This window comes from Sphingomonas sp. Ant H11, from assembly GCF_000797515.1.
Taxonomy (GTDB): Bacteria; Pseudomonadota; Alphaproteobacteria; order Sphingomonadales; family Sphingomonadaceae; genus Sphingomonas.
Genome location: NZ_JSBN01000056.1, coordinates 1 through 14,743, shown reverse-complemented (window position 1 = coordinate 14,743; position 14,743 = coordinate 1). Strand labels below are relative to the sequence as shown.

Genomic DNA, 14,743 nt, shown 5'->3' with positions numbered 1-14,743 from the left:
CGACGGTCGACGCGCTGAGGCCGGACGTGCTGCGCGCGGCTTACGGGATCGAGGCGCGCGTGCTGGCGGGGGCGCAAAGGCCGATCATCGATGTGGTGCGCCGCGCGGGGTGAGGGGCGTCGCCTGTGCTTCTCCCTCCGTTCGTGCTGAGCGTGTCGAAGCACCTCTCTCAGCACGCGCAGAACGTCACAACCGAATAAGAGCATCGGGTGGCAACTTCCCATCGAATCCTGAAGCATCGCCAACGCCTCCCCACACAGCACGAAGGTCGGCACTTCGATAAAGGAATTCGGAGCCGGAACTGCAAACGGTACATTCGGGGCGGGAACAGAATCGATATTTGCCCCTTCGACTATGCCAACATGGCAGATGTTGTGCGCTCGCAGGCTCCGTATCGACTGAATCAGGCGCTCGTAATTTGGGGCAGGTCCTAAACGGATCACCACGACCTTCAAAGACTGTCCGCTTTGGGTCATGGCGGGAAGTCGCACGCTTTCATCAGTGCGAGGGTCGGGGTTCCATCGACCCTTAGTCAATACGGTTGTCTTCTGGCTCGGGGACACGGACAGGACCAAAGAGTCGATCCCTACATAGGTGATCGCCGCATTGGGCCTGGTTGAATCGTAGGCGCGCCAACCGAAGAGCGCGATATTGCCGATCAGAAGAGCGGCGGCGCTGATTATGAGAAGAGTCCGTCGCCGGGGCATGGCGCACGATACCATCCCCATGCTTTCCCTTCTATAGGTTGAGGGGGAACAGCAGGGGCGCGCCGACTTGACGCAGCGCCAGCGCCGCGCATGACAGGCGTCATGATACCCGAGATCGAACCCGCCACCGCTGCCGATGCCCCCGCCGTCATCGCCTTGTGGCACGCGTGCGGCCTCACCCGCCCGTGGAACGACCCCGCCAGCGACTTCGCGCTCGCGCTGCGCGAGGCGCAGTCGAGCGTGTTGGTCGCACGCGGGGAGGGCGGCATCATCGGCAGCGCGATGGTCGGTTTCGACGGCCATCGCGGCTGGATCTATTATCTCGCGGTCGCCCCAGAAGCGCGCCGCTCCGGCCTCGGTCGCGCGCTGATGGCGGCGGCGGAAGGCTGGCTGCACGCGCGCGGCGCGCCCAAGCTGCAATTGATGGTTCGCGGCGACAACACTGCCGCGCTCGGCTTTTACGAAGCGCTCGGGTTGGCGCGGCAGGATGTCGTGGTGCTGGGGCGGTTTCTGGCGGATGCGGGAGTGGGGTGAGGGGCTTGAGGCGATTTTGCGAGCCGCGCGTTCTTCTCTCCCGTAGTCGTGACGGTCACCGTCCCCCTAGGTGAAAGAGGCTTGACCAAGCTTTGCGCCGGATTGCCGCTTCCCGGGGAGTCCACCGAAAAGGGAAAAACTCGATCATGTACGGTGTAGCGCTCTCAGAACCTTTTTCGACTTCCAGTGCTTGTACCTTGTCCGTGAGTATTTCGATCAGTTGGCAGACTGGTTTTAGGATCTCGATAATGGCCCACACGCATTGACCGCGAGTCGCATGGGCGGCGCATATTTGGTAATTGACGTCTATGGTTAGCTCCCAACGACCCAGTGGCCCCCATTCCCAACCGAGCGCTCCACGGGCCTCGCAAAATGCCCGAGCTCTGCCCATGATCCGTTCGAGGCGACGATGCGAAAGAACATGTTCTGCAATCTGAATGTGGACCTTGAACCAGCGGACCAAGGGGTCCGGGTGTTGTTTGCCGTTCGTCAGTTGATCGAAATTGTAATATCTCGATCCAAGAGCAAACTCTGAGAGAGCCTCTAAGGCATCATAATGGTGAGACCTTGCTTCAAACCAGCCATCGGCCAGTCCGTGGGCAGCACCAATTAGCCGCACATGTTCATAGAGTTCTGTGATTGAATGGCCGAGGGCTTTGAGCTGCTTGTCTGTCGGATTTGCGAGATCGTTGGCTGCTTTGTGATTAAGGATTACGGCTATTTTCATAATTCGCTCCATCCCAATGGAAAGAGCAAACAAGGTCGAGTAAATTGTACCCGCTCTGTCGTAGTCTATTTTTGCTAGAGCTTCAAAGCCGGATAGCAAAGAGGCGCTGGCTAAATGCCCCTCTTGCGCCAATAGGCGATGTTCAGCAGTGATGATCATATCCAAACGATACGCTGCTTCCAAAGGAATTCCAAATTGAACCGGACGATGTACGCCATCCCCAATTGCGACACGGTCAAGAAGGCGCGCACCTGGCTGGCCGAGCACGGCGTCGACTATGCGTTCCACGACTATAAGAAGCAGGGCGTCGATGAGGCGGCGTTGCGGCGCTGGGTCGGTCGGCTCGGGTGGGAGGTCGTGCTCAATCGCGCCGGCCAGACCTTCCGCGCGCTGCCCGATACAGACAAGACCGATCTCGATGCCGAGAAGGCAATCGCGATCATGCTCGCCAAGCCGTCGGCGATCAAACGCCCGATTCTGGAAGCGGGCTCCGAAAAGGACGGCGTGCTGCTGGCAGGGTTCAAGCCCGATACCTATCTAGCGGCTCTCAAGCCTTAAAGGAGACCGCCATGCCGACTGCACGCTGGAACGGGGCGGTGATCGCCCAGTCCGAGGATACCGTCGTGGTCGAGGGCAACCATTATTTCCCCGCCGACAGCATCGTCGCCGACTATTTCGAAGCCAGCGCGACGCACTCGGTCTGCCCGTGGAAGGGCGAGGCGAGCTACAAGTCGCTGGTCGTCGACGGCAAGCGCAATGAAGACGCGGCGTGGTTCTACCCCGACCCCAAGCCCAAGGCGGCGGAGATCAAGGACCGCATCGCCTTCTGGAAGGGCGTGACGGTCGAATAAGGCCCGTCACCCCTCCCATTGGAACACCTCGTCCAGGGGTTTGCCGAACACCTGTGCGATGCGGAACGCGGCCTCGAGCGTCGGCGAGTATTTGCCGGCCTCTATGGCCGCGACGGTCTGTCGCGTCAGGCCGATCTTCTCGCCCAGCTCGGCTTGCGTCATTTCCCCGGCCATGAAGCGCAGCAAGCGAATGTGATTGGTAATGCGCGCGGACACGACGCTCAGCCCCGCGCCCGATAGCCGAGAATCTCGACGCCGCAGCGGGTGAGTTCGCCGAGCACGATTGCGCCCAGCACGGCGTTGGTCAGCACCGGCAGGCTCGCACCCAGGAACAGCGTTGCCAGCGCGGCGAACAACGCCGTCAGCAACACGGGATAAGCGAACGCCAGCGCACGCCGGGCAATCGCGCGGTCGCGTTCGTCGCTCGGCTGCTGCGCGTCGCGTAGGTTGGTCAGTGCCACGAGAATGCTTGCGACCGTCATCACCGCCACCAGCGTCGCGATCACCGCCAGAAAGCCCGCCGCTGTCGCCGGGCCGAGCGCGGTGGTCGGTTGGCGCATCGCCACCAGCGCAAAATACGGCCCGAAAGCGACGAGGATGCCACCTGCGGAAAGCCATGCGATCTTTTCTCTGAACGGCATTTCGATCTCCATGTTCCAATAACAGAACCCAATGTTAGAAATATCCAACATAGAGTCAATGGTAGTTTGCATTTGGCCATTGCCACGCTGGCGTCCGGCGGCGGGAGGCGCTAGTCGTTGCGGCCATGTCCACGACCTTCACCATCGACACCGCGACCAGTCGCGCCAACCCGACCCCCGCGCCGATGAAGCGCCTTACCGTGCCGTCGATCCGCGCGCGCAAGGGGGCGGAGCCGCTGGTGATGTTGACCGCCTACACCGTGCGCACCGCGCAATTGCTCGATCCGCATTGCGACATGCTGCTGGTGGGCGATAGTCTGGGGCAGGTGGTGTACGGCCTGCCCTCCACCGTGCCGGTCACGCTGGAGATGATGGCGGCGCATGGCGCGGCGGTGGTACGCGGCAGCTATCATGCGGTGGTGGTGATCGACATGCCGTTCGGCAGCTACGAAGCCTCGCCCGAAAAGGCGTTCGAAAGCGCGGCCTGGCTGCTCAAGCAGACCGGTGCGGCGGCGGTGAAGCTCGAAGGCGGCCGGGCGATGGCCCCCACGGTCAAATTCCTGTCCGAACGCGGCATTCCCGTTATGGGGCATGTCGGGCTCACCCCGCAGGCGGTCAACACGCTCGGCGGCTATGGCGCGCGCGGGCGGACTCAGGCGGAAGCCGCCAAGATCATCGACGATGGCCAGGCGATTGCCGCGGCGGGAGCCTTCGCGCTGGTGATCGAGGGCGTGGTCGAACCGATCGCAATCGAGCTGACGCGCACGATCGATTGTCCGACCATCGGCATCGGTGCCTCGGCCCAGTGCGACGGGCAAGTGCTGGTGGCGGAGGATATGCTCGGCCTGTTCGATCGCACTGCCCGCTTCGTGAAGAAATTCGATGATCTTGCAGGCCGTATTTCCGCCGCGGTTGAAACCTATGCGGCGGATGTCCGCTCGCGTACCTTCCCCGGTGCCGAGCAGATTTACGCCCCGAAGGACTGACGCCGCCCAGGAGTTTCGCCCGATTTTTTGAGCGCTTTTGTTTGTCCACCGGCGCGGCTAAGGTCCGCGCCTTCCCGCCCTGATCCGATGGAGTTCCCCCTTGGCTGTGCCGCCGAATACCGATGCCGCATTCCTGCGTGAAGTCGATGAGGAGCTGCGTCGCGATCAAGTCGCCAAGGCGGCGAAGCGCTACGGGATCGCCGCGATCGCGCTGGTGGTGCTGGCGCTTCTTGGTTTTGGCGGGTGGCTGCTGTGGCAATCGCATGAGCAATCAGTCGCGGGTGAGCAGGGCGAAGCGCTGTCCAAGGCTTATGAAGACATGGGGAGCAACCGCATCGATTCGGCCCGTGCCAAGCTCACCACGCTGGCGGCATCGAACATTGGTGGCTACCGCGCGCTCGCGCTGATGAGCCAGGCCGATCTGCTGCTGCAGAAGCAGGACCTGCGGGGAGCCGCCGCGAAGTTTGCACAGGTTGCGAGCGATGGCTCGATCGGCCAGCCGCTCCGCGATCTTGCGCTGGTCCGCCAGACCACCGCCGAGTTTGACTCGCTGAAGCCGGATGTCGTCATCGCACGGCTGCGTGGCATCGCGGTGAAGGGCAATCCGTGGTTCGGCAATGCCGGCGAGCTTGTCGCGATTTCATACCTCCGCCAGAATCGTCGCGATCTCGCGGGCGTGCTGTACGGTCAGATCGCGCGCGATCCGAACACGGAGGAGACGCTGCGGCAACGCGCGGTTCAGATGGCGGGCGTATTGGGTGTGGATGCCGTCACCGAGGCTAAGGAACAGAAATCGCAATGAAGATGACCAACCGCTTTCTCGTCGTGGCCGTGACTGCTGTCGCGCTCAGCGGCTGCGCTTCGATGAAGGGCAAGAAGAAAAACGCCGGTGCTGGGGCAGCGCATCGCGATCTTGGCCGGGGAGCATGACGTGCTCGCCGACAAGACCATTGCGGGTGTCGATGTGCTCGTGCCGCCTGCGGCACCCAATGACAGTTGGGCCCAGCCCGGTGGCAGCGCGTCCAAGTCGCTTGGTCAATTGAGCCTCGGCTCGTCTTTGTCGCGGGCATGGAGCGCCTCGATCGACGGGGGCAGCAATCGCCAACGCCTGGGAGCCGCGCCGGTTATCGCTGACGGTCGACTGTATGCGATCGACGTCGATGCGACGATCCACGCCTTTTCGTCGACGACGGGGGCGGCTGTTTGGTCCACCAACGTGGCCGAAACGCACAAGGGCAAGATCGACAAGAAGACCCGCGGCGCGCGCTTTGGCGGCGGCGTGAGCTTCGATGATGGCAAGATCTTTGCCACTGACGGCCTGGGCGATGTCGTCGCGCTCGAGGCAGCGACTGGCAAGGTGCTGTGGCGCGTCAAGCCGGGTGCTCCGCTGCGCGGCGCGCGACCGTGGCCAATGGGCAGATCTATATCCTGAGCCAGGACAATCAGCTTTACGCGTTGTCGCAGGCCGATGGCGCTGTCGTGTGGACGCAGTCGGGCTCGATCGAGACGCAAGGCGTGTTTGGCGTGGCCGCTCCGGCCGTCAGCCAGGGGACCGTGGTCGCGGGCTTCTCGTCGGGCGAACTCAACGCCTATCGCTATGAAAACGGCCGCACGCTGTGGCAGGACGCGCTGTCGCGTTCGACCATCTCGACCTCGGTTTCCTCGCTGGCCGACATCGACGCCGATCCAGTCATCGATCGCGGGGTCGTGTTCGCGGTCGGGCAGGGTGGCCGCATGGTCGCGCTCGAAATCGTCTCGGGCCAGCGCATGTGGGAACAGAATTTCGCTGGCATCTCCACCCCGTGGGTGGCCGGCGAATGGGTGTTCCTGGTTACGGACGATGCTCGTCTGGTTTGCCTCGCCCGCGCGACCGGAAAGGTCCGCTGGATCAGTCAGTTGCAGCATTTCAAGAGCGAGAAGCGCAAGAAGGACGGCACGATCAAGGACAGCAAGAAGGCCAATCCGGTCACCTGGTTCGGTCCGGTGCTGGCGGGCGGGCGGCTGGTGCTGACCAATTCGCTCGGTCAGATCGTCTCGGCGTCGGTCGAAAATGGCAAGGTCGGCACGGTGATTGAGTCCAAGGCCCCGTTCACGCTGCCGCCGGTCGTGTCCAACAATACGCTGTACGTGCTCGACCAGAAGGGCCGTGTCACCGCTTACAAATGAGGTGCGGCGCGGTCCGGTTGGACCGCGCCGATGATCCATTGGGCAGGATCAGTTGGGCAGCGCGGTAATATCGACCTTTTCCACCCATTTCGGGAAAAAGGCGGGCTGGCGGTTCGACCAGCCCGACGCGGTCGCCGCCGCCTCGCTGATCGACTGCAGCAATTTGCGGCGCAGGTCGGGATGCAGATGCGGTAGCGCTGCGGCAGCACAGAAGGCTGCGGGTAGCCACGGACGAATTTCCGCACCGACCAGGCGCTCGTACAGAAAGCGATAGGCGGAAAAGGTCGTCAGCCGCCCCTGGCCCAGATCGAAGGCCGTAATAGTCAGCAGCGGTGCGAAAAGCGGTTCCACCGAATCCAGGCCACTGTCGTCCGGGATCATTGCGCGGATGTCGGGCAGGCGTGTGTAGACGCGAACTTGGGCGCGGATGCTCGCCGCTTCGACAACGTCCCTCGACCAGCGTGCCATCGCGTCATCTCGGTCGAGACCGATGTCCAGAGAGCGCCGGACATAACGCTGCGTTGCCGACGAAAAGCCAGCAAACTCCTTCATTTCCGCCAATGTCATGGCACCGTTCGCCGGCTTCATTCGAGAACCCATTACATCACCCCGCGCCCAAAAAGTGCAGTTGGGCGATCATGCGCTTCGTGGCTTACTCCATGGTTAACGCGCGATCGTCCAATAGTAGTAAGCGACCATAGATTTTGTTGCAGCGCAACACGCGAGGTGGCGAATCTGGTCCAATGATGGAAAATTCTGAAAGGTGCGGCGATCGCGCAACATTTTTAGGCGAAGCGGGACCGCCGCTAGGGATTATCGGCGATCCGCGATAATCGCGGCCTCCGCGTCCTGATCATAGCCGGACGATTTGGGGGCCGCGCCGTTATCGCCCGGTTTGGTCGTCGCAGGAGGATCCGAAGCGTCCATCGATTCGTCGAGCGCGTTATCGAGCACCGCGTCCGGGCTGGTCGGATCGCGCTCGAGGCGCTTGGCAATCGACTCGTCCTGGCCCGCATTTTGGCGCGGATGATGGATCTGTTCGTTCTCTTCGGGGCTTCCCGGGGCGATCGACAAGCTGTCGAGCGCTTTCTCGTCGATCATTTTGGTATCGTGCGGCATCGTCGCTCTCCTGACTGCAATGGCTCTGAAACGAGCGGAGCGCGGACAGTGTTCCGTCAGGGCAGGCGGGTGACGGTCACGCGCTGCTGGTTCATCGTGGCGCGGCCAAACACCGTCATGAAAGCGATGTCGGTGGCATCGCGGCCAACCGCAACGCGGGCCAGTTCGGCGCTGGATGCCATGCGCGTGGCATCGACCAGATGCCAGTCGCCATCGATCCACAATTCGGCGACGGCATGGAAGTCGGGCGGGTCGACGCCTGGGGCATAGGCGGATACGCACCGGGCCGGAATGCCGCCAGCGCGCGCGAGTGCCACCAGCAGGTGCGCGTAGTCGCGGCAGACGCCGCGGCGTTCGGCAAAGGTCATCAGCGCGGTGGTCGTGCCGCTGGAGGTGCCACTGGCATATGTGAGGTGGCCTGCCACCCAATCGACCAGCGCGCTCGCCAATGGGCCTGCCGACAGCCCGCCAAATTCCTGTTCGACAAAGCCTTCCAAACGATCGGATTCGCAGTACCGACTAGGCAGCAAATAGGGGATGGTTTCGGGCGGCATCAAGCGGATCGGCGTGTCGCCCAACTCGGCGAAATCGCGCGGTTGGCGCAGGATCTCCACGGTCGCGCGATATTCGGCGTGAAACGATCCTTCCGCGTGAAGCCAGCACCGTTGTCCAATACCCTCTTCGCCGGGCACCGCGCGTAACGGCGTGTTGCTCCACACCGTGAAATCCTGCGTCAAAAGGCGCTGATCGGGGCCTTTTTGCAGCTTCGATCAGCAACAGCACGTCGGCGGCACCGTCGATCGCATAATTCAACGTCACATCGATCGAGAGGCGCATCACGGACCCTTCGGCAAAAGAAAGGGCCCGATAGACATTCTATCGGGCCCAGACCGGACAGATCCGGTGCGTCGCGTATCGCGTCGATCAGTTGCGGTTGCCGAACATCCGCAGGATGAAGAGGAACATGTTGATGAAGTCGAGATAGAGGGTCAGCGCCGACATGATCACCGTGCGCTGCTCGTCTTCGGTTCCGGCGACATAGGCATAGACGCTCTTCGTGCGCTGGGTGTCATAAGCGGTCAAACCAGCGAACAGCAGAACGCCGACGATGCTGATAACCAGCGCGAGCGGGCCTGACTGGAAAAACACGTTCAGCAGCATTGCGACAATCAGGCCGACCAACCCCATGACCAGGAAGGTGCCGAACGCCGAAAGGTCACGCTTCGTGGTGTAGCCGTAAAGGCTAAGCCCCGCAAAAGCGGCCGACGTCGCGAAGAAGGCCTGTGCAACCGACGTGCCGGTGTAGCGCAGGAACACCGTCGACAATGACAGGCCCATCGCTACCGCAAAGCCCCAGAACATCGCCTGCAGCGTGCCGGGTGCCATGCGGGCGGCCCCATAGCTCATGGCGAAAACGAAGCCCAAGGGTGCCAGCATGATGATCCAGGCGAGCGGACCGCCACCGATCAGAATGTGCGCCGCAGGCGAATCCAGGCCGCCCCATGAGAAGAACATGGCGACCAACCCGGTCAACAGGATGCCCGACAGCATGTAGTTGTAAACCGAAAGCATATAGCTGCGCAGGCCGGCATCGAATGCCGCCGTGCCGACGGTCCCAGCCGCCGGGAACGCCGAAGCATTCGGACGGGGATCAGACCAGTTTGCCATTGCGAGAAGCTCCTAAACACCGACCATATGTCAGATGACGGCAATATCGGCCTTTACAGCGCGCTTTTCAAGCCAATCCCGCAACCGTGCGATCCCGCCGTCGCGCAGATCGCCGACGACCGATCGACAGGAATGCGGCCCCGACGTGAAAGCGCTTTCGTAATCTCGGTATGCTCTGCTAGGCTGCCGAGCAGAGCAGAAACTGCCGAGAGGATTGATCGAATGGCGACCCCACCGGGCATCGCGCCGCCGCGCGCGTCAGCCTATGCATATTATGTTCTCGGCATTCTTTTCCTGGTCTACGTGCTTAATTTTGTCGATCGGCAGATCATCTCGATCCTCGCCGAAGACATCAAGCGCGACCTGCATTTGAAAGATGAGGATCTTGGTTTCCTCTATGGCACGGCGTTCGGGGTGTTCTATTCCTTGTTCGGCATCCCGCTCGGCCGGTTAGCGGATAACTGGCACCGGGTTCGGTTGATGACCGCAGGCCTGGTGCTGTGGTCGAGCATGACCGCGCTGTCCGGCTTTGCGCGCTCGGGAGGAATGCTGGTTGGGGCGCGAATCGGCGTGGGCATTGGCGAGGCGACGGCAAGCCCGTCGGCTTATTCCCTGATTTCCGACTATTTTCCCAAGAAGTTGCGCGCCACCGCGCTCGCGATCTACTCGTCCGGCCTCTATGTCGGAGGCGGGGTTTCGCTCAGCATCGCAGGGCTCGTCGTGCATCGCTGGAACGCAGTCTATCCGGCCGGCGGACCGCTGGGGCTGCACGGGTGGCAAGCCGCGTTCATCGCCGTGGGGCTGCCGGGCTTACTGTTAGCGCTGCTGGTCGCGACACTGCGCGAGCCAGTGCGCGGTGCGGTGGAGGGACTGCCGCCGCCCGAACGGCATCCGGCCCCGTTCCGCGCCTTGCTGGCCGATCTGCTTACCATCGTGCCTCCGTTCACGCTGATTGGCGCAGCGCGCGGCGGGGTTCGGCCGCTCGCGATCAATCTCCTCGCGCTTGGCGTGGTGGCGGGGGCGATCGCGGTGTTGCGCCATTTTGGCGAGCCGTGGCCGCAATGGACCGCCGTCGGGCTAGGGGCCTATGCGGTCTTTTCCTGGGCCAGCGCGCTGAAGCGCCGCGATTTGCCGACCTATACGCTGGTGATCGCCAATCCGGCATTTCTCTGTGTCGTCATTGCCTATGGCTTGAACGCGTTTGTCAGCTACGGCGTCAGCCTGTGGGCGGCACCCTATGCGATGCGCACCTTGGGTGTGACGATCCAACAAGCCGGCGGGTGGATCGGCGGAACGCTGGCCTTTGGGGGTTTTGTCGGGGTGACGGTGGGCGGCATTGTCGCTGACCGACTACGGCGACGCTTTCCGGCGGGACGGATCATGGTCATCCTGTTCGGCGCGGTCGTGCCGCTGCCCTTCATCGTCATCGCGTTTCGCAGCGGGGACGTTTCGATCTTCGTCTCCGCGTTACTGGTGGCGGCAACGTGTTCGAGTACGGCGCTGGGTGCCGCAGGGGCGACGATGCAGGATCTGGTATTGCCGCGCATGCGTGGCACCGCAACGGGCGCGTTCTTCATCGGCACGACGCTGCTTGGCCTGGCGATGGGCCCCTATATTGCCGGGCGCGTTTCGACCCTGTCGGGCAGTCTTACCACCGGCGTGCTTTCGCTGCTGCTGACCGCACCGATCACGATCGGCGCAGCCATCGCAGCGTATCGATTGGTGCCACGGGCAGAAGCCAATCGTGAGGCGCGGGCGCGCGCTGCGGGAGAGGTGATCGCCTAAGCGCGCGTCAGCCCGCGCTGAAGACCCCGCAGGCGATCCGCGCCCCGCTATTGCCCGACGGGTCGGTCATCAAATCGTCCGGCTTGGCATGGACGACGATGGCCGAGCCATCGGTGTCGAGCAGCCCAGCCATCGTTGCGCCGGGCAGCAAGATGCCGATCGTCCCGCGCCCACCAGCGCCGACGATGAGATTGGGCAGATCGCCTTCATGCGGCCCCTGGGGGTTCATCGAGCCGTGCTTGGTGCCCGCCGGGTTCCAATGGCCACCTGCACTGGCGAAGTCGGGGGCGTCGCAGCGCCCGACGGTATGCACATGTGCCCCATGCGTGCCGGGCGTGAGATCGTGCACATCGAGCGTCAGTCGCAGGCCACCCGTCACTTCGGTCGCGGTCGCGCGACCGACATCGGCACCGTCCGGCGTGCGGATTTGCGCCACCGCATGCGCGCCCTCCGCGACTGGCGCGCCGACGGCGACAGTCTTTTGCGTATCGCAGCCGGTGAGGCCGAATGTCGTCAATGCAGTTGCCGCGATCACGAATTTGCGCATGCGAATCTCCTGTTGCCGCCGCGACCGTTGCTGGGCGTTAATCGCCAAACGCGCAACTGCCGCCTTAGGTTCGCTCCTTTGATTGCGTCCGTCAGACGAACCCTAGGTTCCACGACGAGCTGTTGTAATTGCCGATATTGGGCAGGACCGTGCGCATGTCGGTCGCGGAAACGCCAAACCAATTGGCGAGCGTCGAGGCATATTGGTCGACCGCGATCGTCGGCAGCAGCCGGCCCTGGCCGACGTCGTCGACCGTGCCATTGCCGATTGCGGGCGGCGTTCCATAGAAGCGCTGCCCGCGTACAGCATCGCCCATTACGAAATGCATGCTGCCCCAGCCGTGATCGGATCCGTCGTTGTTCGACACCAGCGTCCGCCCGAAATCGGAGGCGGTGAAAGTGGTTACCTTGTCGGCCACGCCCATCGCGACGGTTGTGTCGTAAAAGGCCCGCATCGCGTTTGCGAGCAGCGTGGTCTGAGTGGGATGATTGGCGACCAGCGCATCATGCATATCCCACCCGCCAAGCGACACGAAGAACACTTGCCGCCGCGCGCCCAGTTGCGACGAGACCGAGATGAGCCGCGCGACGATCTTGAGCTGATCGGCAAGGCTGTTGGACGTGGGGAAAAGCGGGAAATTGGCGGCAGGCGCGCTAGCGAGCGCAGCATTGACCTGGGCATAGGTATCGAGTGCGCGCTTGCTGATCTTGGCGTGCTCGTCCTGAAAGATGTTGGTTTGCGACGCGGCCATCAGCGTGCGCAGCGTGCTTGCGCCCGTGCTCGACCCGAACAGGGTTGAGCCATTGTTCAACAATGCGATCGGCCCACCGGTGCCAACCGCATATTGGATCGCGGTCTTGCCGGTCAGGAATACAGCGTTGCCGGTGGCGTTGATGCAGGTCAGCGTCGCCGAGCCATTGCCGCTTTGGAGCAGATCCCCGATGCGACCGCCCCAGCCGGAGGTCGCGCCCTCGGGGTTGGAGGCTTGCCAATAGCTTTGCTGGTCGTTGTGGCTGAACAGCTTCGGCGGCAGTGGCACCGAATTGGCGCTATATTGCGCCTTGGTCGTCGGCTGGACCAACGTGCCGACATTGAGCGCGACCGCCATTTTTCCCGCGTTGAACAGCGGCAGCAGCGGTGACAGCGTCGGAGCCAACGCATATTGTCTGCCGCCGGCAAGCGCGGTCGCGGGATTCAGCACGGTGGCGGCCAGCGCCGCGCGATCGAGCGCAATGTTGCTGCGGGCAGCCTGATAGAGCGCGTAGCTCGCCTGATCATAGGGCGGCAGCGTGTTGGCGTAATCGTTACCGCCATAGAGGAACACGCAGACCAGCGCCTTGTAATCGCTGGTAACGGCCGCGGCAGCTTCGCCGATCGCGGCGAGGCTGGTGACGAACGGCATGGCGCTGCCCGCCAGTCCGAGCGCGGCGGAGCGTTTGAGGAAGGCGCGGCGGGATTGGTCGCTGGTCATGGCGCGATCCTTACTTGAAGGTCAGATAATCGGGCGAGGCCATCGTCAGCAAAATGGCGGTCATCACGCGGTTGCTGGGGCCGGTCGCACCGGTATTGGCGATGCTGTCGACCGCGGCTTTGATTGCCGCAACCGTCGCGCTGCTCAATTGCCCATTGGCGAGCACGAGGTTGACCTCGTCGATCAACGCCTGACTGTCCGCCGCGAGCGTCAGGATCGTGGTGTAGTCCGCCTTGAAGTCGCCGGTGCCATTGGCGATCAGCGCCTGCATGTAATTGATATAGGCGACGACACTCAGCTCGTTGGTGATCTGAAATTCCGGCGCGACCAGCCCCGCGCTGGCGATGGCGGTATTGGGCGGTGCATAGCCGGGACGAAAGAAATTGAAGACCGTCGCGCTGTGTCCGATCGATTGGGCGAGCCGCGAATTGGGGTTCGACGTGTCGCCGATCGCCCAGGCATTGGACGGCGACGTCGCGGAATAGGCGCGTGCCCAACCGACCAGCCGCAGCACGGGTTCGCGTAACTTGCCAGCGGTCGCGCTGGTCAAGGCCGCAGAATCGCGGGCTTCGGTATCGAGCAGGATCGCGCGGATCACGGCCTTCAAATCGCCGCGAACGCCCTTTCCATTGTCGGCGAATACGGCGGATACCCGTCCGATATAAGCGGGCGAGGGGTTGGAAGTGACGAGCCGCTGGATCAATTGCTTGGAGACGAAGGGCGGGACGTTTGGATGCGCAAAGATCGCGTCGAGCGCGAGGTTGACGGCGGCCATTCCCTCGGTTCCCGCCGGGATCGTCGTGCCGAGAAACGTCGATGCACCGGTTTCGTGCTGCGACGCCGTCATGACCAGCGGCACGCGGTAACGCTCCGGCGTCGTGCTGTCGGACGATGCCAAATTGAGTCCGGTAAATACCCGCGCCAACCCCGATACATCGGCTGGGCCATAGGTTTCGAGCGGCTTTCCCGCGTTTTGTTTTGACCGATCCGTCGGGATTGAGCTGATACAGGCCGAGCGTGAACAACTGCATCAGTTCGCGCGCATAATTTTCGTCGGGCTGAGAGCCCGTGGTAGGGTTTGCCTTCCGGTTGCCGAGAAAGGTCAGGAACGTCGCCATTGCCGCATTGGTGGTGATCGCGCCCATCAGCGTGCGGAAATTGCCAAAGGCATTGTCGAGCAGCACGTCGAAATAGGCCGCGCCGGCAAACTGCTTCCAGTTGAGGTTGAGCGCGTCGACGCCGATCACCAACATTTCCGACAGCGCGATGCCGACGCGTTGGCGCAACTGATCGGGTTCGACGATCATTTGCCGCCAGATCGTCTGGTCGAACCCCGCCAGCGAATTGATGAAGGTTGCGGCCGAATAGCCATTGGCCACGAGCCAGTCCCAGTGGCGTGTCGACCGAGACAGCGCGAATTGCGCGGTCAGCCAGCCATCGTAGCTGGCCGACTGCACGTTTGCGATCTCCGCCTTGGTCGCACCGAGCGTCGCCTGGCCCAGAAAGCGGCTGGCGGCGGCCGCTCCGATCGGGGTCGGGGT

At 62.8% G+C, this 14,743-nt stretch carries 15 protein-coding genes and 3 pseudogenes; 7 read left to right on the top strand and 11 right to left on the bottom strand.

What is annotated here, in order from left to right:
• The first annotated feature begins 809 nt into the window (after nucleotides 1–809).
• Nucleotides 810–1,241, top strand: coding sequence for a GNAT family acetyltransferase (locus NW75_RS11355; protein ID WP_081988737.1), 432 nt, complete (start codon nucleotides 810–812; stop codon nucleotides 1,239–1,241).
• A 55-nt stretch (nucleotides 1,242–1,296) separates the two neighbouring features.
• On the opposite strand, the gene NW75_RS11350 is transcribed toward NW75_RS11355, so the two are convergent.
• The gene (locus tag NW75_RS11350; protein ID WP_137902933.1) at nucleotides 1,297–2,133 is read right to left on the bottom strand and encodes a hypothetical protein; all 837 of its coding nucleotides are present in this window, start codon (nucleotides 2,131–2,133) and stop codon (nucleotides 1,297–1,299) included.
• A 42-nt stretch (nucleotides 2,134–2,175) separates the two neighbouring features.
• Between NW75_RS11350 and NW75_RS11345 the strand changes: the two genes are divergently transcribed.
• Both NW75_RS11345 and NW75_RS11340 read left to right on the top strand, forming a co-directional pair.
• Nucleotides 2,176–2,526 carry an arsenate reductase gene (locus NW75_RS11345; protein ID WP_033965346.1) on the top strand — a complete coding sequence of 117 codons (351 nt, stop codon included), beginning with the start codon at nucleotides 2,176–2,178 and terminating at the stop codon, nucleotides 2,524–2,526.
• A gap of 11 nt (nucleotides 2,527–2,537) precedes the next feature.
• Nucleotides 2,538–2,819 carry a DUF427 domain-containing protein gene (locus NW75_RS11340; protein WP_033965344.1) on the top strand — a complete coding sequence of 94 codons (282 nt, stop codon included), beginning with the start codon at nucleotides 2,538–2,540 and terminating at the stop codon, nucleotides 2,817–2,819.
• 6 nt (nucleotides 2,820–2,825) lie between these two features.
• On the opposite strand, the gene NW75_RS26430 is transcribed toward NW75_RS11340, so the two are convergent.
• Nucleotides 2,826–3,035, bottom strand: a complete 210-nt coding sequence (locus tag NW75_RS26430; protein ID WP_010403556.1) for a helix-turn-helix transcriptional regulator — start codon at nucleotides 3,033–3,035, stop codon at nucleotides 2,826–2,828.
• A gap of 5 nt (nucleotides 3,036–3,040) precedes the next feature.
• On the bottom strand, nucleotides 3,041–3,460 hold the full coding sequence (locus NW75_RS26425; RefSeq protein WP_231565146.1) for a hypothetical protein: 420 nt from the start codon (nucleotides 3,458–3,460) through the stop codon (nucleotides 3,041–3,043).
• A 125-nt stretch (nucleotides 3,461–3,585) separates the two neighbouring features.
• Here NW75_RS26425 and panB point away from each other — a divergent pair, with 125 nt between their 5' ends.
• From panB to NW75_RS11315, 3 genes and pseudogenes are all read left to right on the top strand, one after another.
• A complete protein-coding gene (gene panB, locus NW75_RS11325) occupies nucleotides 3,586–4,446 on the top strand; it encodes a 3-methyl-2-oxobutanoate hydroxymethyltransferase (protein ID WP_033965341.1) in 861 nt (286 codons plus the stop codon).
• Between the two features lie 106 nt (nucleotides 4,447–4,552).
• Nucleotides 4,553–5,248: a tetratricopeptide repeat protein gene (locus tag NW75_RS11320; RefSeq protein ID WP_310065742.1), complete on the top strand. Its 696-nt coding sequence runs from the start codon at nucleotides 4,553–4,555 to the stop codon at nucleotides 5,246–5,248.
• Nucleotides 5,245–6,612: pseudogene (locus NW75_RS11315) on the top strand (outer membrane protein assembly factor BamB family protein). Before NW75_RS11320 ends, NW75_RS11315 begins: the two are co-directional and overlap by 4 nt.
• Nucleotides 6,613–6,660: 48 nt before the next feature.
• On the opposite strand, the gene NW75_RS11310 reads toward NW75_RS11315, so the two are convergent.
• From NW75_RS11310 to NW75_RS11295, 4 genes and pseudogenes are all read right to left on the bottom strand, one after another.
• Nucleotides 6,661–7,212, bottom strand: a complete 552-nt coding sequence (locus NW75_RS11310; protein WP_033965337.1) for a hypothetical protein — start codon at nucleotides 7,210–7,212, stop codon at nucleotides 6,661–6,663.
• 213 nt (nucleotides 7,213–7,425) lie between these two features.
• Entirely contained in the window at nucleotides 7,426–7,731 is a 306-nt protein-coding gene (locus NW75_RS11305; protein ID WP_033965336.1) for a hypothetical protein, read from the bottom strand.
• Nucleotides 7,732–7,787: 56 nt separating this feature from the next.
• Nucleotides 7,788–8,568: pseudogene (locus NW75_RS11300) on the bottom strand (transglutaminase-like domain-containing protein).
• Nucleotides 8,569–8,655: 87 nt separating this feature from the next.
• Nucleotides 8,656–9,399, bottom strand: coding sequence for a Bax inhibitor-1/YccA family protein (locus tag NW75_RS11295; protein WP_033965334.1), 744 nt, complete (start codon nucleotides 9,397–9,399; stop codon nucleotides 8,656–8,658).
• A 222-nt stretch (nucleotides 9,400–9,621) separates the two neighbouring features.
• Between NW75_RS11295 and NW75_RS11290 the strand changes: the two genes are divergently transcribed.
• Entirely contained in the window at nucleotides 9,622–11,184 is a 1,563-nt protein-coding gene (locus NW75_RS11290; RefSeq protein WP_033965332.1) for an MFS transporter, read from the top strand.
• Between the two features lie 7 nt (nucleotides 11,185–11,191).
• On the opposite strand, the gene NW75_RS11285 is transcribed toward NW75_RS11290, so the two are convergent.
• The 4 genes and pseudogenes from NW75_RS11285 to NW75_RS27350 all read right to left on the bottom strand — a co-directional run.
• On the bottom strand, nucleotides 11,192–11,731 hold the full coding sequence (locus NW75_RS11285; protein WP_033965330.1) for a superoxide dismutase family protein: 540 nt from the start codon (nucleotides 11,729–11,731) through the stop codon (nucleotides 11,192–11,194).
• Nucleotides 11,732–11,822: 91 nt separating this feature from the next.
• Nucleotides 11,823–13,202, bottom strand: coding sequence for a DUF1501 domain-containing protein (locus NW75_RS11280; protein ID WP_033965329.1), 1,380 nt, complete (start codon nucleotides 13,200–13,202; stop codon nucleotides 11,823–11,825).
• Nucleotides 13,203–13,212: 10 nt separating this feature from the next.
• Entirely contained in the window at nucleotides 13,213–14,100 is an 888-nt protein-coding gene (locus tag NW75_RS27355) for a DUF1800 family protein (RefSeq protein WP_269430319.1), read from the bottom strand.
• A 169-nt stretch (nucleotides 14,101–14,269) separates the two neighbouring features.
• Nucleotides 14,270–14,659: pseudogene (locus NW75_RS27350) on the bottom strand (DUF1800 family protein); the annotation flags it as partial.
• Nucleotides 14,660–14,743: the final 84 nt, after the last annotated feature.